The 23195-nt window shown below is 56.8% G+C and carries 19 protein-coding genes and 1 other RNA gene; 5 read left to right on the forward strand and 15 right to left on the reverse strand.

All coding sequences use genetic code 11. The annotated features are described in order from the left end of the window. Nucleotides 1-2: 2 nt before the first annotated feature. Both LRR79_RS14635 and LRR79_RS14640 read right to left on the reverse strand, forming a co-directional pair. Entirely contained in the window at nt 3-1823 is a 1821-nt protein-coding gene (locus LRR79_RS14635; RefSeq protein ID WP_231757915.1) for an autotransporter assembly complex protein TamA, read from the reverse strand. Between the two features lie 71 nt (nt 1824-1894). Beyond that, nucleotides 1895-2281 carry a hypothetical protein gene (locus LRR79_RS14640; protein WP_231757916.1) on the reverse strand — a complete coding sequence of 129 codons (387 nt, stop codon included), beginning with the start codon at nt 2279-2281 and terminating at the stop codon, nt 1895-1897. A gap of 313 nt (nt 2282-2594) precedes the next feature. Between LRR79_RS14640 and LRR79_RS14645 the strand changes: the two genes are divergently transcribed. Next, nucleotides 2595-2750 carry a DUF3149 domain-containing protein gene (locus tag LRR79_RS14645; RefSeq protein ID WP_231757917.1) on the forward strand — a complete coding sequence of 52 codons (156 nt, stop codon included), beginning with the start codon at nt 2595-2597 and terminating at the stop codon, nt 2748-2750. Nucleotides 2751-2832: 82 nt separating this feature from the next. On the opposite strand, the gene LRR79_RS14650 is transcribed toward LRR79_RS14645, so the two are convergent. Further along, a complete protein-coding gene (locus LRR79_RS14650; RefSeq protein ID WP_277608729.1) occupies nt 2833-4806 on the reverse strand; it encodes an acetoacetate--CoA ligase in 1974 nt (657 codons plus the stop codon). Between the two features lie 183 nt (nt 4807-4989). Between LRR79_RS14650 and LRR79_RS14655 the strand changes: the two genes are divergently transcribed. Further along, nucleotides 4990-5871, forward strand: coding sequence for a LysR family transcriptional regulator (locus LRR79_RS14655; RefSeq protein ID WP_231757918.1), 882 nt, complete (start codon nt 4990-4992; stop codon nt 5869-5871). Here the strand turns inward: LRR79_RS14655 and LRR79_RS14660 are convergent. From LRR79_RS14660 to ffs, 5 genes are all read right to left on the reverse strand, one after another. Then, nucleotides 5854-6813, reverse strand: a complete 960-nt coding sequence (locus LRR79_RS14660; protein WP_231757919.1) for a hypothetical protein — start codon at nt 6811-6813, stop codon at nt 5854-5856. The genes LRR79_RS14655 and LRR79_RS14660 overlap by 18 nt on opposite strands. Then, nucleotides 6797-7177: a PadR family transcriptional regulator gene (locus LRR79_RS14665; RefSeq protein ID WP_231757920.1), complete on the reverse strand. Its 381-nt coding sequence runs from the start codon at nt 7175-7177 to the stop codon at nt 6797-6799. The genes LRR79_RS14660 and LRR79_RS14665 overlap by 17 nt, the downstream gene beginning before the upstream one ends. Nucleotides 7178-7332: 155 nt before the next feature. Then, on the reverse strand, nt 7333-7803 hold the full coding sequence (locus LRR79_RS14670; RefSeq protein WP_231757921.1) for a Dps family protein: 471 nt from the start codon (nt 7801-7803) through the stop codon (nt 7333-7335). Between the two features lie 265 nt (nt 7804-8068). Next, a complete protein-coding gene (locus LRR79_RS14675) occupies nt 8069-10009 on the reverse strand; it encodes a M2 family metallopeptidase (RefSeq protein ID WP_231757922.1) in 1941 nt (646 codons plus the stop codon). A gap of 305 nt (nt 10010-10314) precedes the next feature. Beyond that, an RNA gene (gene ffs, locus LRR79_RS14680) (signal recognition particle sRNA small type) lies at nt 10315-10411 on the reverse strand. Between the two features lie 289 nt (nt 10412-10700). Here ffs and LRR79_RS14685 point away from each other — a divergent pair. After that, the gene (locus LRR79_RS14685) at nt 10701-11555 is read left to right on the forward strand and encodes a 6-carboxytetrahydropterin synthase (RefSeq protein WP_231757923.1); all 855 of its coding nucleotides are present in this window, start codon (nt 10701-10703) and stop codon (nt 11553-11555) included. Nucleotides 11556-11558: 3 nt separating this feature from the next. Continuing rightward, complete coding sequence (locus LRR79_RS14690; protein WP_231757924.1) at nt 11559-12275, forward strand: 16S rRNA (uracil(1498)-N(3))-methyltransferase; 717 nt, start codon at nt 11559-11561, stop codon at nt 12273-12275. A 158-nt stretch (nt 12276-12433) separates the two neighbouring features. Here the strand turns inward: LRR79_RS14690 and ald are convergent, their stop codons facing one another. Continuing rightward, nucleotides 12434-13579 carry an alanine dehydrogenase gene (gene ald, locus LRR79_RS14695; RefSeq protein WP_231757925.1) on the reverse strand — a complete coding sequence of 382 codons (1146 nt, stop codon included), beginning with the start codon at nt 13577-13579 and terminating at the stop codon, nt 12434-12436. 220 nt (nt 13580-13799) lie between these two features. On the opposite strand from ald, the gene LRR79_RS14700 reads away from it, so the two are divergent. Further along, entirely contained in the window at nt 13800-14285 is a 486-nt protein-coding gene (locus tag LRR79_RS14700) for an Lrp/AsnC ligand binding domain-containing protein (protein ID WP_231757926.1), read from the forward strand. Nucleotides 14286-14341: 56 nt separating this feature from the next. Here the strand turns inward: LRR79_RS14700 and LRR79_RS14705 are convergent, their stop codons facing one another. The 6 genes from LRR79_RS14705 to putP form a co-directional block, all read right to left on the reverse strand. Beyond that, nucleotides 14342-14806, reverse strand: a complete 465-nt coding sequence (locus LRR79_RS14705) for an Mpo1 family 2-hydroxy fatty acid dioxygenase (RefSeq protein WP_231757927.1) — start codon at nt 14804-14806, stop codon at nt 14342-14344. A gap of 422 nt (nt 14807-15228) precedes the next feature. Further along, nucleotides 15229-15444 carry a hypothetical protein gene (locus tag LRR79_RS14710; protein ID WP_231757928.1) on the reverse strand — a complete coding sequence of 72 codons (216 nt, stop codon included), beginning with the start codon at nt 15442-15444 and terminating at the stop codon, nt 15229-15231. Between the two features lie 61 nt (nt 15445-15505). Then, nucleotides 15506-15874 (reverse strand): hypothetical protein, encoded by a 369-nt coding sequence (locus tag LRR79_RS14715; protein ID WP_231757929.1) that lies wholly within the window; start codon nt 15872-15874, stop codon nt 15506-15508. Nucleotides 15875-15882: 8 nt separating this feature from the next. Continuing rightward, nucleotides 15883-20844 (reverse strand): RHS repeat-associated core domain-containing protein, encoded by a 4962-nt coding sequence (locus LRR79_RS14720; protein WP_231757930.1) that lies wholly within the window; start codon nt 20842-20844, stop codon nt 15883-15885. A gap of 284 nt (nt 20845-21128) precedes the next feature. Next, the gene (locus LRR79_RS14725) at nt 21129-21641 is read right to left on the reverse strand and encodes an O-acetyl-ADP-ribose deacetylase (RefSeq protein ID WP_231757931.1); all 513 of its coding nucleotides are present in this window, start codon (nt 21639-21641) and stop codon (nt 21129-21131) included. 65 nt (nt 21642-21706) lie between these two features. Next, complete coding sequence (gene putP / locus LRR79_RS14730; protein ID WP_231757932.1) at nt 21707-23182, reverse strand: sodium/proline symporter PutP; 1476 nt, start codon at nt 23180-23182, stop codon at nt 21707-21709. Nucleotides 23183-23195: the final 13 nt, after the last annotated feature.

The raw sequence follows: 23195 nt of genomic DNA on the forward strand, positions 1-23195 counted from the left end.
GTTCAGAACGCCTGCCCCAAACTGACGTAGATCTGATAAGCGCTATCGTCCAGGTCTTCCCGGCGATCCAGTGGAAAGGCGATGTCAAAACGCAGCGGTGCAAAAGACGTCATATAGCGAACGCCGATACCAACCCCCCAATAGAGGTCGTCAAAACTGGGCTGCGGGTCGGCGTAGGCATTACCCCCATCCACAAACAACACGCCGCCCCAGGTTTCGGTAAACCGGAAGCGGCCTTCCACGGAAATTTCACTGAGGCCGCGGCCGCCGATAGGGTCAGACAGCGTGGGCGGCTCACCGGGAACGGTTGACGGAATCAGTCGGCGCGGCCCCAGGGCCTGATAGGCGTATCCGCGCACCGAGCCACCGCCGCCGGAATAGAATCGCTCATCCGCGGGAATATCCAGATTATCGATGCCACTGATGACACCAGCTTTGATACGCACCGCCAGTGTCGGATCGAAGCGGATTTCCTCGCCCGTCAGATAGCCTGTGCCCACCAGGGTATTTTTTACAAAACGTGTACTGCTTCCCTTGAGGTCGAAATAGGGGCTCACCTCCAGCGCAACGGTGGCTCCACTGCGAGCATCCAGCAGGTTGTCGGTGGTATCGATCTTGATCCCCAGAGGAAACGAAAGCAGGTTGTAGTTTTCACTCTCCTCCCCTTCTTCCTGCACCTTACTGAACTTCAGCTCGCTGCCGATACTGAACGTGCGGTGCTTGGTGTGCCGACGGGAAATGGTGCCGCCAATGGTGACGGATTCCGCCTGGTAGGATTCGCGGTCTTCATTGGATGCCTCTGCGGTGGCCGCCAGATCCTGATCGTCGCGGAAAAAACGCGGCACCAGTAATTCGCCCTTCAGTGACTGGGTAATTTCACTGACCCGCGTTTCCACTTCGATTTTTTCCCCCCGTCCGAGGATATTGCGATGCTCCCAGCCGGCGGAAACCCCGGCGCCCTCGTCAGAGGCGTAGCCCACCCCCAAGCGAATCGTGCGATGCTTGCGCTCGATCACCAGAAACGTCACATCCACCACACCATCGTGTGGTTCAGAAACTTCGGCATTCGCACCAGCGATAAGATTGGTGCGCAGCAGGCGCAGCTTGGCGGCATCGAGTTTGGCGCTGTTGAAGCAGTCACCGGGCGAGAGCTTCAACCGCTTGCGCAGATAGTCCTCATTGACACTGGTGGCACCGGCGATACTGAGCTCTCCGATGTGCACTTCCGGGCTCGGCGCCACTCGGTACACAAGGCGGGCGGCGTGTTCGCTGTGGATAACCGTCGCCTTGTAATCCACATCCACATCCAGCAGACAGGCGTTTTCCGCCAGGTAGGTCTCGATTTTCTTGACCCCCTCAGAAACCTTGACCGCCTCTAGGGGGTCCCCGACCTGCAGACCGACACCGGGAAAACCCGCGCGCAGTCTTGGCGGCATATCGATTTCGAGGGATTTGATGCGGAACTGACGTCCGGGCACCACGCGATACAGGATCTCACCACCGGTCACCGATTGGCGCACCCGTCCGTCGTAATAGCCGCGGGAGCGCAGCAGTTTTTCCAGAGTGCCGCGCTCGTAGCGCGCCACATCGTGAGGATCTTCGTAGGACTTGAGCACACTGCTGGACTTGCGCTGCTCGTTCAGCTGATCTTTCAACCACTCCTGCAGCTCGCGGTTTTCGAGCACACGGACTTTAAACTTGGGTAAACGATCGAAAAAAGGCAGGGCAATACCCGGCTGCGGCAAAAGCAACAGTGCCGATAACAGTATGCCGACTGCAAGTTGTATGAAATCCACTCCGCGAGCGGACAAAGAATTGCGCAAGACAAAAATCCGTTTGCCAACCATTCCTACTGCGACGTCAGGAGACTCAAAAAGTTGCTTCGCGCCCGGGTTTATTGGCCAGCGCGGGAAGGCCTGTCAGCGGGCTCCAGTAGAGGGTTGCAATTCTTGATCACCACGCGCCCCTCCAGCAGATTGCCCTTGGAGTACTCGGAGAAAATGCACTGGTTGGTTTCCGGGTCGTAGTTTTCCACCCACAGATTGTCTTCCTTCCAGGTGGACCCCAGGTGGCGCTGACCGTCGGGCACACTGATATACATCACCCCGCCAAAGCGTTTTACGAAAACCTGCTCGAAGTGGAAGTAATAGGCAAGCCAGCCGGACAGAAACACAATGGCGCCGACGATGGCGCCCTTGCCCAGACTGCCAAGGCGACTGCCGGCAAACAGGCAAAGCACCACCAGGGAGATAACTGCGGCCCAGTAGAGATAGGTAATCATGCGGGTCTTCCGTGAATTTATTCAGTTTATAGGGGTGGAATCACTACCCCACAGGGTAGCGCAGTTTGGCGGATAGGACATGCCGAGGGCAAGGGGAAACGGGGGGTAAAGGTCGCTAAATCCCCGTTCCTGACACCGGGGCGGCGGCGGGGGGCACGACAGGGCCAACCTATCGGCCTGACGTTTGATTCAGATCAAGAGTACTGGCACATCGCCCATTAGACTGGAGCCAATCGAGAAAGTGCAGCGACGCAACAAACGGCAGAGGCTGTACATTCCTGTTTATCCGCGCCACCTTCTGAGGAGCACGAAAATGGACGCAATGATCGACCTCTTCACCAGCTTTTCCGGCCTGTTGAGCCTGGGCATTATCGCATTTATCTGCCTGATGGGCGGTTATATCACGCGCATGGCACTGCGCAAGATGAACGAAGAGCTCTCCCATCAGCCCCGCAAGACCGCCCACTGAAGCCCGAGCTGGCTTACCGGGCACCAGGCTTCCCGAATAGGCGTTACACGGCGCGACAAACGCCGTGTAACCTGGGTGGGCGCTACTCTCCGGCCAGTTCCGGCAGTGCCTCAAACAGCTTCAGGGCTTCCGGGTTCGCAAGCGCTTCCTGATTTTTCACGGGCTGGCCGTGCACCACGTTGCGCACCGCCAGTTCCACGATCTTACCGCTGATGGTACGCGGGATATCCGCCACCTGGATCACCTTCGCCGGCACATGGCGCGGTGTGGTATTGGCGCGAATAGTGGTGCGGATTTTCTGAATCAGCGCCTCATCCAGGGTCAACCCTTCGCGCAACACCACAAACAGTACCACGCGTACATCGTCCCGCCATTCCTGGCCGATACAGATGCTGTCCAGCACCTCATCCACCTTATCCACCTGGCGGTAGATTTCTGCGGTGCCAATGCGCACCCCACCGGGGTTTAACACCGCGTCCGAGCGGCCGTAGATGATCACGCCGCCGTGTTCGGTGATTTCGGCGTAATCCCCATGCGCCCAGACACCCGGCCAGCTTTCGAAATAGGCACTGTGATATTTGCTGCCATCCTCGTCGTTCCAGAAGCCTATGGGCATGCAGGGGAAAGACGTCGCGCACACCAGCTCACCTTTTTCCTCCAGCACCGGTCGGCCATCATCACTCCACACCTGCACCGCCATGCCAAGACCGCGACACTGCAGCTCACCGGGGTATACCGGCAGAGTCGGGTTGCCGAGGGCAAAACAGGAAACAATATCGGTACCGCCGGAAATGGAACTCAGACACAGATCGGCCTTGATGTCGCGATAGACATAGCGGAACCCTTCGTGAGCCAGTGGTGAACCGGTGGAAAGCACCGCGCGCAGGCGCTCCAGACTGTGGCTTTCACGGGGTTTGCACCCGGCCTTTTCCAGGGCCGCGATGTATTTGGCGCTGGTGCCAAACACGCTGATCTTCTCCTCATCGGCCATATCCCACAGGCATTGCGCCGCCGGATAGAAGGGCGAACCATCATAGAGCACCAGAGTGGCACCGCAGGCGAGCCCACTGACCAGCCAGTTCCACATCATCCAGCCACAGGTGGTGAAGTAAAACAGCGTGTCGTTGCGGGATATATCCGTATGCAGGCGGTGTTCCTTGATGTGCTGCAGCAGCGTACCGCCCACACCGTGCACAATGCACTTGGGCACTCCGGTGGTGCCGGAGGAGTACATGATATACAGCGGGTGGTTGAATGCCGTCTGCGTAAACGTCAATGCGCGTGCAGGTGCATCCTTCACAAAATGAGGGAGGCTGACCGCACGATCCAGTCCCTCGATGGCGGCCTCGGTCTGCTCCGGTGAGCGCGCCACCGGCACTACGACCAGCTGCTGTATCGAGTCGATCTGCTCGACAATCTGCTCAAGGCGCGGCAGGGAGTCGAGGGTCTTACCATTGTAAAAATACCCCTCGCAGGCGAACAGAATCTTCGGCGCGACCTGGCCAAAACGATCCAGTACCCCATTGATTCCAAAATCCGGTGAACAGGATGTCCAGATTGCGCCTAGGCTGGTGGTGGCGAGCATCGCCACTACGGTGTCGATGATATTGGGCATAAAGCCCGCTACCCGGTCGCCCTTCTCCACACCCGCATGCACCAGCGCAGCGGCCAGTCGCTCTACCCGCTCAAACAACTGGCGGTAGCTCAATTCGCGGCGGCTGCCATTCTCCAGACGCTCGATCAGTGCGGGCTTATCATCGCGAAAACGCAACAGGTTCTCGGCAAAATTCAACCGCGCATCCGGGAACCACTCGGCGCCGGGCATGGTGTCTTTCCCCAGTACCCGCTCGCCGCGCTCGCTGGCAATGACTTCGCCGAAATCCCACAACTGGCTCCAGAATGCCTCGCGATGATCCACAGACCATTGATACAACCCCGCGTAATCCGGCAGGGACTGCTGGTGGCGCTCGTTGACCTGGCGGCGAAACTGATCCATCTGGGTCGCGGCAATCGCCTCTTCCGTGGGCTGCCATAGGGGTTGCACTGGATTACTCATTGCGGCGGGCTCTCTCATTTTTCTGCGTTACGGTTACTGTTCTGTATGGTTGACCATTATTGGCCGTCTCGCCATGTGGACAATCATGCCTTGGTCTAACACTTAAGACTAATTTAAACTTATTAACATTTTATAAGTTTTGATTAACACCGAATCAGGGCCTGTACGGCGTAGAATTCCAGTATGAGCACCACCATCAAACAGCTGCGCGCCTTTGTGGCCGTGGCCAGAACCCGCAGCCTGGCGGAAGCGAGCGCACAGCTGCATGTGTCGCAACCGGCCATCTCCATTGCCATTCGCAGCCTGGAGGAATCTCTGGGTGGCGACCTGTTCAGCCGCGAAGGTAGGCAACTGGTACTGACACCGGAGGGCACCGCCTTTGTGGAGCGCGCCCAGCAACTGCTGCACAACTGGGACAACACCCTGGATGCGGTGCAGCAGCGTTTCCGCCTGCAGCAGGGGCAGCTGTCCATCGCCGCCATCCCCGCCTTTGCCCTGAACCAGCTGCCGGAACTACTCAAGAAATTTCACCGGCAACACCCGGATATCAATATCGTGCTGGAGGATATCGTGATGGAACGGGTGGTGAATGCGGTGCAGGAGGGGCGCGCGGAACTGGGATTCAGTTTTCGCCCGGACGATCTGGGCAACCTGAGCTTCACCCCCATCGGCGACGACCGCTTTGTCGCGGTGCTGCCGGAGGGGCACAAGCTACAGTGGAAAACACTGGTGCGCTGGCAGGACCTGGCCCAGGCGCCTTTTATCGCCATGAACCGGGGCTCTGCGGTGCGCCGCTGGACAGACGCCGCGTTTGGGGAAGTGCTCCCACGGTTATTGTGTGAGGCAAACCAGCTCAGCACCATCGGCCGGCTGGTACAGAGTGGCCTGGGGGTTAGCGCGGTGCCCAGCTTATGTGAGGAGCAAATGCGCGCCTATGGACTGGTGTGCAAACCACTGGCGGAGCCAGTGGTAAGCCATGCGGTAGGAATTCTCGCGCGGGAAGCCGGCGCCCTTTCAGCGCCAGCCCAGGCGTTTCTGTCACTGGTGTCAAACACGCACTCCTGATGGCGAGCGCACCAGCCGGCGGATATTTTGAAACAGGTCCCACGCAGTGATTGCCACCACAACGCCGATGGCCACCTGCCAATTACCCTGGCTCGGTTGCCAGACGTCACCGCCTTGCCACTGTATGGAAAAAGGCGCCTGCAGGCCCAGTAAAAATGCCAGCAGTATCAGCCAGTAAGTATTCAGCACCCCATCCACCAGCAAACGGACACGTGTCCAGAGCGGGGAAATTAATTTGTACAGCGACAGCAACACGCTGGCGCCCAGTGCAATATTGAGCCATGGCAGCAACGCCATCATCTCCGACGAGAGGACCAGTGCGTTGCTTCCGCTACTCGCCGGCAGCAGCCAGAGATCGTTCAGCCACGCCATTGCCAACAGGGTTACGACAAATTCCACCGAGGAATCAAAGCGCTTGATGCGCCGGCCGCTGTCCGCCACGTCCGGCATGGAGCGGGGATTCCAGTTGGCAAATACCTGACGGTTATTCAACCCTTCCCCGATGAGATAAAACACCAGCGTGACTGCGACAAAAGAATGCACACCACTTTCGTAGAGGCCGCTAAACCAGCCAATCGTGGCAGAAAGCAGGTTGGGATTTTCGGCAAAATACAGGGAGCCGACCACATCAATCGCCGTTACCACCGCGATAATCAGAAACGTCCACTTCAGCACCTGCAGGTACAGCGGGAACAGCGGCTCACTGACCAGTGCACGGCACGGCTGATAGGCCGCTGCCACCGACATGGGGTGCCCCCTCTGCTTTAACAGATCGAGAATTTCCTGCTCGCTGGGCGCACGCGCCAGGGACTCTTCCAGATCATCCCGCTGATCCTGCAGATCCGACAGAAGCTCATTGCCCACATCTTCGCGCAGACGTGCCGGCAAATAGGTACGTACGTTATCCACATAACGCTGCAACCAATCAGTCTGAGTCGCCATTCACTCCATCTCCACTTTCCATACTTTCCATTTTGGATGCCAGCTGGCCAATCACGTCGTTCAGGCTCTGCCACTCACTGCGCATAGCTGCGAGTGCGATCTCGCCAGTGTCATCGATCTGATAAAAGCGTCGCCTGCGCCCCTCTTCCTGCCGCCAGTCGCTGGAGAGCAGCCCCTGGTCTTCCAGCCGGCGCAGCAGCGGGTAGAGGGTGCCTTCGTCGATCTCCAGCCCTTGCTGTGCCAGCTTCTTGCGCAGGGAGTAGCCGTAGTGCGGCTCTCCCAGCGCGAGCAATACCGCAAGGGTGAGCGCCCCACGACGCACTTCCATCACCATTCGCTGGAGTTTTTCCGGCGCTTCTGTCATCCCGTTTTAACCCATACTGTGTATCACACAGTAATTACTGTGCACCACACAGTAATAAAGCGCAAGTGGCAATCGCAGATAGGAACCGCGAAAGAAAAGTTACGGGCACAAAAAACCGGCCAGAGGCCGGTTTTTCGAACGGAGGGGAGAACTGCTTACTGCGCGGTAGCCCGCAACATCCAGGCGGTCTTCTCATGCACACGCATACGGTCACCCACCAGCGCCGCGGTGGACTCATCATCCGCATCCTGAGCCGCTTTCAGCACTTCACGACAGGTTTTCACCACCTGCTCGTGCCCTTGCGTAAGGATCCGCACCATTTCCTCCGCCGCCGGCACGTCTTCCACTTCTTTAATAGAGCTGAGGCCGGCGAAGGCTTTATAAGTGCCGGGGGCAACCACATCCAGGGTACGGATGCGCTCGGCAATATCATCCACTGCCGTTGCCAATTCGGTGTAGTGCTCCTCGAACATCAGGTGCAGCTCTCGAAACAGACGGCCGGTCACATTCCAATGGAAATTATGGGTCTGCAGGTAAAGAGTGTAGGAATCCGCCAGTAGGCGTTTCAAACCCTGCGCAACCTGCTCACGATCCTTCTCACCGATACCGATATCAATATTGCTCATTAGCAACCTCTTTTTTGGTTCGAGTTAAATCCATTTCGGCGAGGTCACTGGAGACAAGTACGCTGCTTGCAGCCTTCCCCTCTCTCCGCGCGCCCCGCCACGGTCACCGGATGATGCCTGCGGCACCAACAGCCCCGTCTGATTTACATCAGGTCAGGACAAATACTATGGTCACAAATCGTCATTCAAACCCCCAGCGCTATTGAGTGTGAATATATGGTCAATAGCGCCAGTCAATGACCCTGCCAATCAGGTGTGCAACGGCTTACCAACCACACTCTCGATCTTTATTCTGCTCCTGCAGGTATTCCATCAGAGGCTCGAAGTAATCCACGATGGCAGACGCGTCCAGTTCCCGCTGCCCGGTAAGCGCTTCCATGGCATCAGGCCAGGGCTTGCTCGCACCCATCGCCAGCATGTTGCGCAGCTTTTCACCGGCGGCCTTGTTTTTGAAAATAGAGCAGCGGTGCAGCGGGCCGGTTTCACCAGCGGCTTCACACAGAGCGCGGTGGAACTGGAACTGCTGGATACGCGCGAGGAAGTAGCGGGCGTACGGGGTATTGCCGGGGATATGGTATTTGGCCCCCGGATCAAAATTGGCCTCGCTGCGAGCAACCGGCGCCTGAATGCCCTGGTACTCCTCACGCAGCTTCCACCAGGCCTTGTTGTAATCACCGGGTTGCACCTCGCCGTTGAAAACCTGCCAGCGCCACTTGTCCACGAGCAGACCGAACGGCAGGAACGCGATCTTGTCGAGAGCCTGCTGCATCAGGTAGCCAATGTCTTTCTCTTCCCCAGGGACTTCATCCATCAGGCCGATTTCTTTCAGGTATTTCGGCGTAATGGAAAGAGCGATGGTGTCTCCCACGGCCTCGTGGAACCCATCGTTGGCACCCTCCTTGTAAAGAAAGGGTTGATCCTTGTAGATGCGCTGATAAAAGTTGTGCCCCAGCTCGTGGTGAATCGTAACCAGGTCTTCACCGGTTTTATTGATACACATCTTGATGCGGATATCGTCCTGGCCATCCAGGTTCCAGGCACTTGCGTGACACACTACGTCCCGGTCCCGGGGCTGCACGAACTGGGAGCGCTCCCAGAAGGTTTCCGGCAAAGGTTTGAACCCGAGGGAGGTAAAGAATTTCTCCCCCACCTTCACCATATCTTTTTCACTCATGCCGGAATCCACCACCAGCTGAGTCAGATCGTAGGGCGCCTGCATATCCTCATCTTTGACCAGGTCGTAGATATTGCCCCACTCCTGTGCCCACATATTCCCCAACAGGTGTGCGGGGATTTTTCCTGTGGCCGGCACGACGTCATCGCCATAGTGCTCGTTCAACTTTGCACGCACATGGCAATGCAGCGCCTCATACAGTGGTTTCACCTTGTTCCACTGGTTATCCATGTCTGCGGAAAATTCGTCCGCAGGCATATCGTACTTGGAGCGCCACATCGCACTCAGATTGTCGTAACCCAGCTCTTTGGCACCGGCATTGCCGATTTCCACCTGGCGCTCGTACAGGGGCTTCATCGGAGGTGACACTTTTCGCCAGCCCACCCACAGCTCCCTCAGCAGCTTAGGGTCGCGACTGCTTGCCATCATCTGCCCCATTTCCGTCAGGGTGTAGCACTTGTTTTGTGTGTCGTCGCTGGCGACGGGCTTTTCACTTCCGGGCTTCTGGTCCGGGCAGTATTTCCCCGCCCCATACATACCCTGCATCTTGGAGCCGATCTGCGCCAGTTCTGCGGTCAATTCGGGATCATTGGGGGCCGGGAACACCAGCCCTTGCTTGAGCATGGTGAGCATGCGGCGGGTTTCCGCGTCCAATTCGACCTGATCGAACTTGGCCGCCTCCTGAGCCAACTCCACCGCAAGCGCGGTGTAGCGCTCCATTGCCAGGGCTTCGGTGTACTGGGAATCTACATTGATATAGGTCGACGCCAGCCAGCTGGCATGGCTGGCCTCTTCGGCCATTTTCGCCAATCGATCCTGGGCGTTGTCGAGGAAGGCCTTGGCAGCCTCGGCATCCAGCTGATCCGCCGAGGCGTCCTGGGCCCGTGCAACGGTCCCCGCATTGGTGGTATCGGCACCGTACACGGCCTTATTGTCTGCGGTGGGTGCGGGCGCCCCCGCTTCCGGTGTTTCACGGTCACAACCCGCCAGGGTGAAAGTGGCAGCGGCGATTACCAACGCAAGCTTTTTCATCGGCGTCCTCTGGTCATTATTTGACGTTATCTGGGGCGACGCCCGAGACAAGCGGGCGGCAGCAAGAAAAAAGTCTGTCGCGGTTTTATAGCACAGCCGCCCCCAGAGCCGGGACAATCGCGCTAATACGGGAACCACATCGGCACAATATTCCCCCTGATGCCGGCCCAAGGGAGGATTATTTCGCAAACACCGCCATCAGACAGGGACTCGCAGAGCAGGCACAGCGCGGCAACGGAAGAGGTAAAGGTCAAATCGGGAAAGCGCCGTAAGAAGGCGGGGAGGAAGCGAGAGATTGGAGGCAGCCCAACCAGCACACCCCCGGCACATGATGTCACTGCTACCGTTGCTCCCTTCCGGGCCTGGCGGGGTTCACAGCTGATCATTGCGAGGAGACCGGAAGGGCCGCCATAACGCTCGAGCACTCAGAATAGCACTGTCGCAGGTACCGGGCTGTTGACTGCAGGAGATGCAGTTTCCGGTACCGCTGCACTCGAAGAGGGCGCGATTATAGAGACTCCCGGCGCCAGGTTCCAGCCCCTATTTTGGAATTCGTGTCTCCGCTGGTTTCGAGCGGGATATTCGCCGGCACCGCTCAAATTGCCAGAGTAAAAAAGCTATACTGTGCCGCGCCCGATCTGGGTCCGTTTTCTGCGATCGTACCGAGCCCTTCGATTTAACCGAGCCATCTATGCATCTATTCGTCGACAGCCTCACCAATGTGGACTTCAGTTATCTCCACCACGCCCGGGGAATCGTGGGTGAAACCTGGCTGGCCAATGCAGCACTGGATGGCGCTCTGGATCACCAGGGCATGGTGTGCGATTTCGGCATCGTGAAAAAGACCTTGCGCAACTGGCTGGACGACGAACTGGATCACCGACTGCTGGTGCCCACCCAATCACCACACATCGCGATCAAGCGCGACGGCGACCAACTAAACCTGGAATGGGCTCTGGCCGATGGCACAGCCATCGCCGTCGGCGGCCCCTCTCAGGCCTTCGCCCTGGTGGAAGCAGAATCCATCACGGCGGAATCAGTAGCGCGCTGGTGTGTCACACAGCTGGACGGTGTATTCCCCACCAGTGTGGATCAGCTCACTCTCGGCTTCAGCAACGAACAGATCGACTCGCCCTTCTATCACTACAGTCACGGCCTCAAAAAACACGATGGCAATTGTCAGCGCATTGCCCACGGCCACCGCTCGCGTATTCGTATCGATGTGGACGGGCAGCGCAGCTCCGAGCTCGAAAGGCTGTGGGCAGAACGCTGGGAAGATATTTACCTGGGCACGCGGGAGGATCTCGCTGGGGAATCCGGTGAGGGGGACAAGGTACAACTGCACTTCGCCTATCAGGCACGCCAGGGCGCTTTCACCCTGAGTATCCCCGCCAGCCGCTGTGAAATCCTCGACTGTGACACCACCGTCGAACAGCTCGCGCAAACTATTGCGGACACGCTGGCAAAAGAAAATACCGGCAAGGACATCACCGTGCGCGCCTACGAAGGCATTGGCAAGGGTGCCGTGGCCAGCGCCCGGCGGTAGTCCATGAACCTGATTCTGCTGACCCCGCGAGACTTCCAGTCCGACACCGAAGTGCTTCTGCGCGGCCGACGCTTTCAACATATGACCGAGGTGCACCGGGCCGAAGTCGGTGACCGTATGAAAGTGGGCCGGTTAAATGGTCTGATCGGTGAAGGCGAGATTACCGGCCGCGGCGACGACCATATCGCCATGTCAGTCACGCTACACAAGCAGGCACCGCCCCCCCTGCCGTTGACCCTGATTCTGGCGCTGCCCCGCCCGAAAATGCTCAAGCGCACCATCCAGCACGCCACCGCACTCGGGGTTAAAAAGCTCTACCTGATCAACGCTTACCGGGTGGAAAAGTCCTTCTGGCAAAGCCCCTGGCTCGCGGAAGAAAAATTGCGCGAACAGTGCCTACTCGGCCTGGAACAGGCAGTGGACACGGCGATGCCGCAGATCGAACTGCGCAAACGCTTTAAACCGTTTGTGGAAGACGAACTGCCGGCCATTGCCGAACTCTCCCGCAAGTTAGTGGCACACCCGGTGACCGAAGTGCCCTGCCCTGTGGATATCCAGCAGCAGACCACCCTGGCGGTCGGCCCCGAAGGTGGCTTTATCCCCTACGAAGTGGAAAAGCTGCAGGAAGCGGGCTTTCAGTCCGTCCATCTCGGGCCGCGTATCCTGCGTGTGGAAACCGCCCTCCCGGTACTGCTCAGCCGTCTCTTCCCCGCCGGTTAAGCACACTTGCTGCCAGAGCCCCAAACGAAAAAAGCCGCGCTAAAAAGCGCGGCTGCAATGGCAGTCAGACACTGCCGGGTCTCACAGAGCGGGGCGTGGGGTCGCCCCAGAAGAGAACTGATAAAGTTCAGTTCTGCACCCCTTGAAGGCCAAAGCCCTCAAGCGGCAACATCGGAATCAACAGCGGATTTCTGCAGAGCCAGCTTGGGATCCACATATTCGTAACCCAGTACATCGGCTACAGCTTTGTAGGTCACCATACCGGCGTGTACGTTCAGGCCTTCCAGCAGGTTGGCATCGTCCAGCAGTGCCTGTTTGGCACCCTTGTTCGCCAGCGCGACCGCAAACGGCAAAGTGGCGTTGTTCAGCGCCATGGTGGAAGTACGCGCGACGCCGCCGGGCATGTTGGCGACACAGTAGTGCACCACGCCATCGACAACGTAGGTAGGCTCCTGGTGGGTGGTTGCCTTGGAGGTTTCGAAACAACCGCCCTGGTCAATGGCCACGTCCACAACGACCGCGCCTTTCTTCATACGGCTGATGATGTCGCGGGTCAGCAGTTTTGGTGCCGCCGCACCCGGAATCAGTACCGCACCCACAACCAAATCGGCCTCCAGCGCGTGGGATTCGATCGCATCATTGGTGGAGTATTCGGTACGCACTGCGCCACCGAAGATATCGTCCAGCTGACGCAGACGGGGCAGGGAACGATCGAGAATGGTCACATCGGCACCCATACCCAGGGCCATCTTGGCCGCGTTGGTACCGACCACACCGCCACCGATAATCAGTACTTTGGCCGGGGCAACACCGGGTACACCACCCAGCAGCACACCCAGACCACCCTGGGCTTTTTCCAGATGGTGCGCGCCGCACTGCACGGACATACGGCCGGCAACTTCAGACATGGGCGCCAGCAGTGGCAGGCCACCGGAACGGTCGGTTACCGTTTCATAAGCGATACAGGTCGCACCGGATTTCACCAACAGCTCGGTCTGTTTGGGGTCCGGCGCCAGGTGCAGGTAGGTGTACAGCAGTTGGCCCGGGCGCAGCATTTCGCACTCGTGGGGCTGAGGCTCTTTCACCTTCACGATCATATCCGCGGTGGCGAAAATCTCTTCCGGGGTATCGATGATTTTGGCGCCAGCCTGCTGGTACATCTCATCGGTAAAGCCGATGGACGCACCACCGTCCTTCTGTACGATCACCTCGTGACCGTGACCGATCAGCTCGCGCACACTTGCTGGCGTCAGGCCAATACGGTACTCGTGGTTCTTAATCTCTTTCGGTACACCGATCAACATAACGATTTCTCCTCAATTACCCTGCTAGCGCCCTCTGAAGCGCACTTCTTTTGTTGGATTCCCGTAGTATAGGCGCCTCTTTTGAGTGGATTTCTGTAAATTTTTTAATACTATTAGTGGAATCCACTGGCCATGTGGCGTACAGACCACTTTTTAGCCAAACAGAACCAAAAGTCGCCCCGGGTCCAAGTCAAGCCCGGGGAAACCGCAAGGGGAAACCATGAAAAGACGTGCCAGTGAACTCAGCACCATCGACCGTAATATTCTGCGGGTACTGCAGAAAAACGGCCGCACCAGCTATGCGGAACTGGCCCGTCAGGTAGGCCTGACCGCCACGCCCTGTGTCGAGCGGGTCAAGAAAATGGAAAGTGACGGGGTGATCCAGGGCTACACCACCCTGATCAACCCCGAGTACCTGGATGCCGCCCTGGTGGTGTTCGTGCAGATCCGCCTCAACCGCTCAGCCCAGGATGCCTTTGAAGAGTTCCGCAGTGCGGTCTCGGCCCTGCCAGAGGTGCAGGAGTGCTATCTGGTGTCGGGGAATTTTGATTACCTGATCAAGGCGCGCGTGGCCGATATGAGTGCCTACCGGAAGTTCTATGGGGAAACATTACTGACTCTGCCAGAGGTGCAGGAATGCACCAGCTATGTGGTAATGGAGCAGGTAAAAGAGACACTGGAGGTACCGGTCCACTACAACCGGTAGAAATCGCGCTTGTAGGAGCCTGCCTGCAGGCTCCTACAGCATATACAAAGACAGAATCAGTATTTGATGCCCAGCTTGCGGTACAGGAAGCCAATCACCCACGCCGGGCCAATCAGCAGAAACTGGAGGTCCTTGAAGAAAGAAGGCTTCTTGCCCTCGATATGGTGTCCCACAAACTGGAACACCCACATCACCACGAACAGGCCCACAGACCACCAGAGCACACTCATACCGGCCCGTTCCATGGCGCTACAGGCACCGAGACACAGCAGGGAAAGCGCCAGCATCCCCAACGCCAGAGGGAAGGACATAAGCATATAGAAGAGGATGGTGGGGATCAGCGCAACAATTGCCCAGTTCAGCCAAGGCAAAGCAGCCATCCACTCCGGCTGCGGGATGGACCAGAAAAGCCCCACTACCGTCAGGTAAATCAAAGGAACCGCCACCCAATGGATGGCCTTGTTGGTGGAATTCTGGTGACTCTCGCCGTATTCGCTGAACCATTGGTCTGCTGTACGCATGGTTTTCCCTCGCCTTGGTTGTTATTTGGATTGGCTTTGGAGATGGTACAGTAGAACCGAAATAGACCAAATGGTCACACGATCAACACCCAAACTGCTTAACTGAGGCCGCAGTTCCTATCGAGCTGGCCGAACAGAAGGAATGACCCTCCTCCCTTCAAACAAGGACCGATTCTCTTGAAACTCTTGCGCGAGCTTTGCCGTTTCGTCCTTACTATTTTCAACTCTCAATACCTCCTCAGGTGTGAGCTTGACACATATATCTAGATCAACTGGTCCTCCAGTAAAAAAAGTAAGGTACCAGCTTTCATCATCCGCAATGAGGAAATACGAGTATTGTTGCGCGAGAATAAGTTCCATTCAGTTCACAGGAAGTTGTTCTACGCCAAAATTGCTCTTCTAAGCTAGCGCACTCACGTAGTTCAGCCGTACAAATAAGTTAACTCTTCAATTAACATTTTATCCAAACCCGAAAATTCCGTCGTTTTTCCTTTCATGCTTTCCAATACACCTCGAACAGGTAACCCAGGCCGGGACGTATCATTAATCACCTTTATCAATTTACGTTCTTTCGGGCCATCTAGAAGGTACTTCTTCACCAGCCCCACTAGTTCGCCTCGCGCCTGATCTTCGGTCATTGAGTACTATTTATCAAGAATCATACCAAAACCACGAACAGCTATATTCCATTAAAATCAATTATCTCCACCTATTCTCCGGACCGCCCACTGTTCTACCTTCAAGATCTATCTCATGCTGCCAAAATCTCTCCCCTTTAAATTCAGGGTCGTGAGCCACCACCATCACCACACCCAAATCTGAGACAATACTTTTCGCTAAAATATAAAATTTGCAATTCTCAGGAAGATTATACGAAAACGAATCTAATACACCGCCATCAACATCCAATAGATGAATTACTCCGTCACCCCCAGCAATGACAACTACACTTCTAGCTTCAGAATACTCAGCACTGACTCTCCCGGGAAATTTCTTAGAAACCCGCTCACCCGAGCTAACCCAGGCCACAGTAGTTGTATTCTTTCCGACCCTCACCTCAACTTTCATCTAAACCTCTAACCTTGCGGCAGCTTAGTATTCTTAATGACTTTCAGATACGCACCTGATGTATTCCCATTATCAGGCCTTGCAACGGCATTTTCGTAGTCTCGATAAAGTAATTTTATTTGTGTCCCACCTCCCGGAAGGTATCGATATGAACCATCGGGCAACTTTTCAATTTGGGGGCCAACAGGACCATACTCAATTTCAAATGGACGCTGGACTTCATACTGCACTCTCCGATCTAATGTTGGCTTCCAAACTTGCTTAATTGCGAGCTGATTTCTTCCGTAACTCGAGTTTTTAATAGCATCAGTTGTTCCAAACTGACCTGGAAATTTCCCCATCCCTGTGTTGGTGATCATATTAAATTTTTCTCCAGGCTGTATTACCCTGGTTTTTGGTATATAACCTACAGGCCATGGTGATTCATTATCACGCAAATCTTCAAACGCATTAACTAAGTCTTCATCCGAGTTAAATATTCCCTCGTGATTCTGTTCAAACTCCGAAAATACTTTTCTCTGATCCTTTGGAATTCTGCTTATGGGAGTACCAAGCGCATCAATTTCTTTACATGTGAGCCCTAGCGGGTCAATCCAAACTACTGGATTCGGCGCATATTGGTAGCAATGAACACCACCTACCAACCCGATTGGGTCTTGCTGGGTAAATTGCCCGCATCGTGGGTCATAAAATCTGTATCGACTGTAATGCAGCCCACTCTCTTCATCAAAGTACTGCCCCTGGAACCGGATCGGCTGGGCGATTTCTTCTCGGTGGGTGATGGCCAGGTTGCCGTAGGTTTTATAGCTGACGTTCCAGACCACTTCACCGTTGGTATTGGTCAGGGTATCCGGTGTACCCAGATGATCCAGGTGGTACTGGTAGACCTCGCCATTTTCACTTAACGCGATCGGCTTGAAGGTTTCCGGCTCAAAATAGTAGGTGCGGGATTTCAGGTCCTGGCTGTTTGCTAAATCCCGGGTGGTTTCCTGCAGCAGTACATCGCCATTCCACAGAAATTCGGTGGTAGTGCCCTGCCCCTGCTTGCGCACGCGACGACCGAGGGGGTCGTACTGGTATTGGGTTTCCGACTGGAGTTGTGGCTCGCCGGTATCATCCACCTTGTATTGCGCTACTGCGACAAGCTGGTGCTTGCTGTTGTAGCGATAGCGGGTCTGGAGCTTTTGGCCTTTGCCGCGCAGGGCCGCAGTGCGATTGCCGTGGATGTCGTATTCGTAGTGGGTGTCGCCGCGGAATTGCAGGCGGTTGCCATTTACCTGGGTACTGCTGGCCTGCTGCTTCGCTTCTTCCGCGCTGCCTGCAGCGGCGAGGATATTGTGCGCGGGATCGTGGACGAAATGTTCCGGGGACGGGCCGTCTACCTGAGTCAGGCGATCCAGTGCATCGTAGTGGTAGCTGCGGTTGCCGCGCAGACTGTCGTTGATCTGGGTGAGCTGGCCACTGCGATTGTAGCCGTAGCTGCGCTCCAGCAGCGGGTTTTCTACTGGTTTGTTTGTATCCGTTGCGGACTTACCCACACGCAGGCTTTGCAGGCGCCCCTGCGGGTCGTAGCTACTGTTGGTGGTGAGGCCGTTGCCGTGTTCCCGGGCGACTTCTCTACCGAGCGCGTCGCGATCGATAGAGGCCAATAGTGTCGCCGCTTCTGCGCCGGCAAACCGGGTGTGCAGGCTCTGGAACTGGCCCACTTCGTTATAGGCGTAGTTCAGTTCTTCGCCACTGGGCAGGCGGGTGACGATACGGTTGCCGGCTTTATCGTATCGATGCAGGATTTCTGCGTTGTCCTGCCAATCGCCAATCAGGCGACCGCAGGCGTCGTAGTCCCAGCGCAACTTGCGGTGGGCGTTTTCCGCTTCAATCATCTGTCCGGCACGATTGTAGCGGTAGCTGGTGGTGCCGTCCGGGGTGATTTCCTGCAGCAGACGGCCGAAGGCGTCCCGCTCGTACAGAGTGTCCACGCCCTTGCCTGTGGCCAGGTCGGTAACGGCGCGACTGGCAATCAGGTGACCAGCGCGGTTGTAGGCGTAGCGCGTGGTACGCCCGTCAAAACCGACTTCTTCGGTCAGGCGCTCGTTCAGGTCGTACTTGAGCTGGTACTGTTCGCCCTTCTCGTTGATGAGACCAACCAGGTTGCGTTCGCCGTCGTACTGGTACTGCAGGCGGCTCCCGTCCGGGTTTGTGCGGGCTTTTACCTGGCTCAGGCCGTCGTAGTCGTAGCGGGTGCTGCGGCCTTCGGGGTCGATGATTTCCGCAACCAGCCCCTGAGGGTTGTAACGGTACTCTGTACGACCGCCATCAGGGGCGATAACCGCACTAATCCGATCCTGTAGGTCGTATTCATAACGGGTGTAGAGGTCCGGGCCGTGTTGCACCTCGACCAGACGCTGGTGCATGTCGTAACGGTAGTGCTGGGAGCGACCGGCAGCATCGTGCACCGCCGAGAGTTTACCCTGTGGGTTCCACAGGTAGCGGGTGGTCTGCCCAAGCGGATTGGTGATACTGCCGATCAGGCCGATGGGGTTATAGGTGTAGCGGGTGACCTGCCCGAGGGGGTCGATACTGGCGGTAACCTGCCCACTTTCATTGAACTCACGCTGCCAGATTCGACCCGCGGCGTCGGTTATCTTTTCGGGCTGGCCGTTGCGGCTGTACTCAATCTTCTGAACGCCACCACTGGCATCGGTTTTGGCAATCAGGCGCCCGAAGCTGTCGTACTCAAACAGTTCCTTGTGCTCAAACCCTTCTTCCGCGGGCAGTTGAACTTCGGTGGGCTGCCCCAGTCGGTTGTAGCTATACAGCGTCTCGCCACCTTCGGCGTTACGGTAGTAGATCGGCAGCGCCTGTTCGTTAAAACGATAACGTTCCGTCCCACCACGGGTATCAGTGACAGCCACACCCTTGCCGTCCTCATCCCAGACAAAGGTGTAATCGTAGGTGGCCTGCCCGTCGATGGGATCGCCCCACTGGCGCAGACAGCGGGCACCGGGACCTGTGTCATCCCAGCGGAAGTGAAAGCTGTAACCGGTTTTGAGGGTCCGTTTCTTGATCAGGTGACCCACATACTCGTATTGCTCGCTGTGACCATTCGCGTCAATCGCGCGCACCAGGTCACCCTGCTCATCGTATTCGTACCGCGCCAGCGATGAGATCTGACCATCACGACTTTCTTTTTTCAGCTCACCAATTCTGCCATTCACCGGAGTGATGTGAAGCGCCTCGCCCAGGCTGCTCTCTACACAGATCAACTGACCTTTTACATAGTGAAAGCGATAGAAGTTTCCGTAATCATCACGGATCTCAGACAGTTTGAGCGGCCCCCCGGCACCTGCCGCACGGAAGTGCTTTTGTACTCCTCGCGGGGCACCATAAGGGGTAATAATCCAGTGATCATCATTTTCCCGGGCAATGGACAATTGCTCCACGATGTTGTGGCTACGACCACTTACACCGGGAATGGGCAGGCGAATAACACGTCCCTCGGCATCGTGCAGAGCCACCTCTTTCCGCGCCCTTTCGATAACGAGCGTTTCGCCAACGGTGTGACTCCACCCCACCCCGAGACCGCTGTCCTGGGTACTGCTACTGCGGTAGGTGCGCGCGAGCGTCAATGGCAGAGGCCCGTCCAGAACCGTATCCACCAGAGTGAGCCGCTCCTCACCGGTTTTCAGGTTGATCGGCTCGCCGCTTTCACAGGCACGGGCATTACATTGCGTCGTTTTACCGGACTCTGTGGTGCCGACCGCATCACTCTGGTTGTCGGGCGCATCAGAATCGCGGGGTTCAGGTCCGTTGCCGGGGGATTCTTTTTGTTTCCCCGCCGCAGACTGTTTTTTCCCGCCTCCTGTCGCAGCACCACCAGATCCACCACTGCCACCGCTCGGAACCGCAACCTCCTCAGACTTCAATGCACTGTAGGACGAGTTATCGATCTTGGCCCCGCGTTTTTTCTGCAGAATTTTTCGCTGCTTTTGGTAACGGGCAAAATCGATGATCAAATCACCCACATCTTTAAACCGAAACATCAGGCGCGCGTTCTTCGCCATGGCACCAGCAGCACCAACGCCACCGGTAAAGGCGGCGAGCACAATGGTCAATACGATTTCGAATACACCACCGCCGGCAAACTCCGATATTTCCAAGCTGTGCTGTGCTTTTACGTAATCCCTGGCGAAGCGGCTAATGTCATTGCGCAGGGCCGAGTCATCGTAGACCAGCTGTGCGATTTCGAAGGCCTGCTTTAACTGCTCCTCGGTAATCGTGGACGGATCGAAACCAAGTACGTCCACCACTTCTTTTTTGACTTCACCGGCGTATTCGTTGCGCGACGCCTCAAAGCTCTTATCGTGCACCAGGTAGTCGTATGTCGCGCCAGCCAATTCGTATTGCATGCGGACCGGGTTGACCACCATCGCCACTTCGGCAAGGTCTTTCGCCCATACCGCCAGGCCCCAAACCGCATCGCCAAAACCTTTGGCGCTCTGACTGATGTGGGCACCGACTTTCTCCAGTTCGGAGCGCTTTTCGTGAACGGCCTGAATACGTGCGGCTTCGATGCGCTCTTCCGCGACGATCTTCTGCAGCGCCAGACGGATTTTGTGGCGAATACCGGACTGACGCTCTTCCAGCACGGCTTCACCGAACGGGGCTTCCTCGATCAGGATTCGATGATTGCGCACTGCGGCGTACACCGCTTTGTGCTCTTCGGAGAAATGCGGCGGAATACCGGGGAACTGTGCGGTGTGCAGGAGTGAATGTTTCTCAGGCGAGAAGGCATCAACAGCACAGACTGTGTCATTGGCGAGAAACAGATCAAAGATGTTGTCCAGTGCAGATGGCGGAAACGTACTCAGCAAATCTGCAGCGGCGTCGTTGTCGAACATAAAATTGGGGCTCTGCCAGCCCGCAACCACACGAAACCGTTGCCCACGTTGATTCTCTACATACACCTGCATGAACTTTCCCTTTCTGCTACGCAGCGACACCGATGGCAAACTAGGAACGATGGTGCCACTTACGCAAATCCTTGAGGGAGAAATTCTAAATTAAGAGCGCAGCACGGCAAAGCCGCGCGCGAGATGAAATGGGGAAAACTGTGGAGAATTTACCGATTATCGGTAGCAGAAACACTGACTGTTACGGTAGTGCCAATTAGGCCGAGCCGCCCGACGGGTCACCGGACGGGCGCACGCGGCTAACTGGTACGCTTTCGAAGCGTTATGACAATAAAAATCCTTATTCAACGACGCACACAGGCGTCCAACTGCATGCGATAGAGCTCGGCCATATCTTCATCAATACAGCAGAAAATGACATGGCGGGGACCACCGTCGCGGTCGAGATGATTTTGAGCCTGCTCAACGGCAATTTCTACTGCGAGCTCAGGAGGGTAATCGTAGACGCCACAACTAATGGCAGGAAAGGCAATGGAATGGGCGTGTTCGCGCCGCGCAAGGTTGAGACACTGGCGATAACAGCTGGCGAGTAGCTCCGGTTCGCCAAGATTACCGCTACGCCAGACCGGGCCGACCGTGTGATAGATTCGCTTCACCGGCAGCCGGTATCCGGCGGTGGCGCGCACTTCCCCTACCGGGCAACCGCCAATAGCGCGGCAGGCCTCCATCAACTCTGGGCCTGCCGCACGGTGGATGGCGCCATCGACGCCGCCTCCGCCAAGGAGCCTCTGGTTGGCTGCATTGACGATTACATCCACATGCAACCGAGTGATATCACCGAGGTGTACTTCGATCACTCCAACTACTCCAGCCGCGGCACCACCGATCAATTGCGCAACATTGCGCGAATACCGCGATCAGACTACTGCTTTTGCCCCAGTAATTGACGGTGGCGCGTTGAAATTCCTTCAGGGCAATGCGTCACGGCACTTACTAAAACAATAGCAGCTGCGGAGAGTACAAAACCCGGTAAAAGCTCGTATATATCGAAGATGCCACCTGAGAGCTGTTTCCATACCACAACGGTTATACCCCCCACCAACACACCGGCAATGGCACCGGCACCGGTCATGCGCGACCAGTAGAGGCTGATCAGTATCGCCGGGCCGATAGCCGCGCCCAGGCCGGCCCAGGCATAGGCGACCACATCCAGCACTTTGGAGCCCGGATCCATCGCGACGCCCACCGCAATCAATGACAGCGCCACCACTGCCCAACGGCCCACTTTCACGATACTTTCCGACGAAGCCTGTTTGCCGAACCACACATGGTAGATATCCTCGGCCAACGCCGCGGACGACACCAGTAACTGGGAATCTGCGGTGCTCATAATGGCGGACAGTATCGCTGCCAGCAGAATGCCGGCTACCAGAGGATGAAACAGAGACTCCACCAACGCCATAAAGATCCGCTCACCATCCGGCAGTGTCGTGGAAAGCTCCAGGTGGCCAAACAGGCCGACACACATAGCCCCGAGAAAGCCGGCCAGGGACCAGATCGCAGCGACGGTAGCCGCAGCCGGCATGTCATCCGGATGCCGCAGCGCCTTGAAGCGGGCCAGAATGTGCGGTTGACCAAAGTACCCGAGTCCCCACGCCAGAGAACTCAGGACCGCAGCCACCCCCAGGGTGGCGCCGGTGTTGTCCCTCATCCAGTGCATCAATTCCGGATGCTCCGCCTGCATGGTCGTCCAGGCGCTCCCCCAACCACCCTCATCGGAAATTACCATGATCGGCACAATCACCAGCGCGAGGCTCATCAGCAGCCCTTGAAATACATCGGTCCAGGACACCGCCAGGAAGCCCCCAAACAGGGTGTAGGAGATCACAGCAATCGCCCCAATCACCACCGCCCACTGGTAATCCCAGCCAAATACAGTCTCAAACAACTTGCCGCCGGCAATCAGGCCGGAAGCCACGTAGAACAGAAAAAACAGCAAAATGAAAAAGGCACAGATGGTGCGCAACCAGGGCGTGGCAAGATTGAAGCGGCGGTGCAGGTAGGCGGGCACGGTGAGAGAGTCATCCAGGGCATAGGTGTAGATGCGCAGCCGGCGCGCCATGGTGGTCCAGCTCAAGACAATGCCGCTGAACAGGCCAATGGCAATCCACCCGGAAGAAAGCCCGGTGGCATAGGCGGCACCGGGCAGCCCCAGCAGCAGCCAGCCGCTCATGTCCGAAGCCCCGGCACTCAGCGCTGCAACCGCCGGCGGCAGCGAGCGACCACCGAGAAAGTAATCGCTGGCATCCTTGGTACGCCGGTAGGCATAGACACCGATGGCAAGAATCAGGGCGAGATAAGCGATAAACGTAAGGGCGACAAGCCACTGTCCGGACATTTGGGATTCCCCG

The sequence above is a fragment of the Microbulbifer elongatus genome (assembly GCF_021165935.1).
Classification (GTDB): Bacteria; Pseudomonadota; Gammaproteobacteria; order Pseudomonadales; family Cellvibrionaceae; genus Microbulbifer; species Microbulbifer elongatus.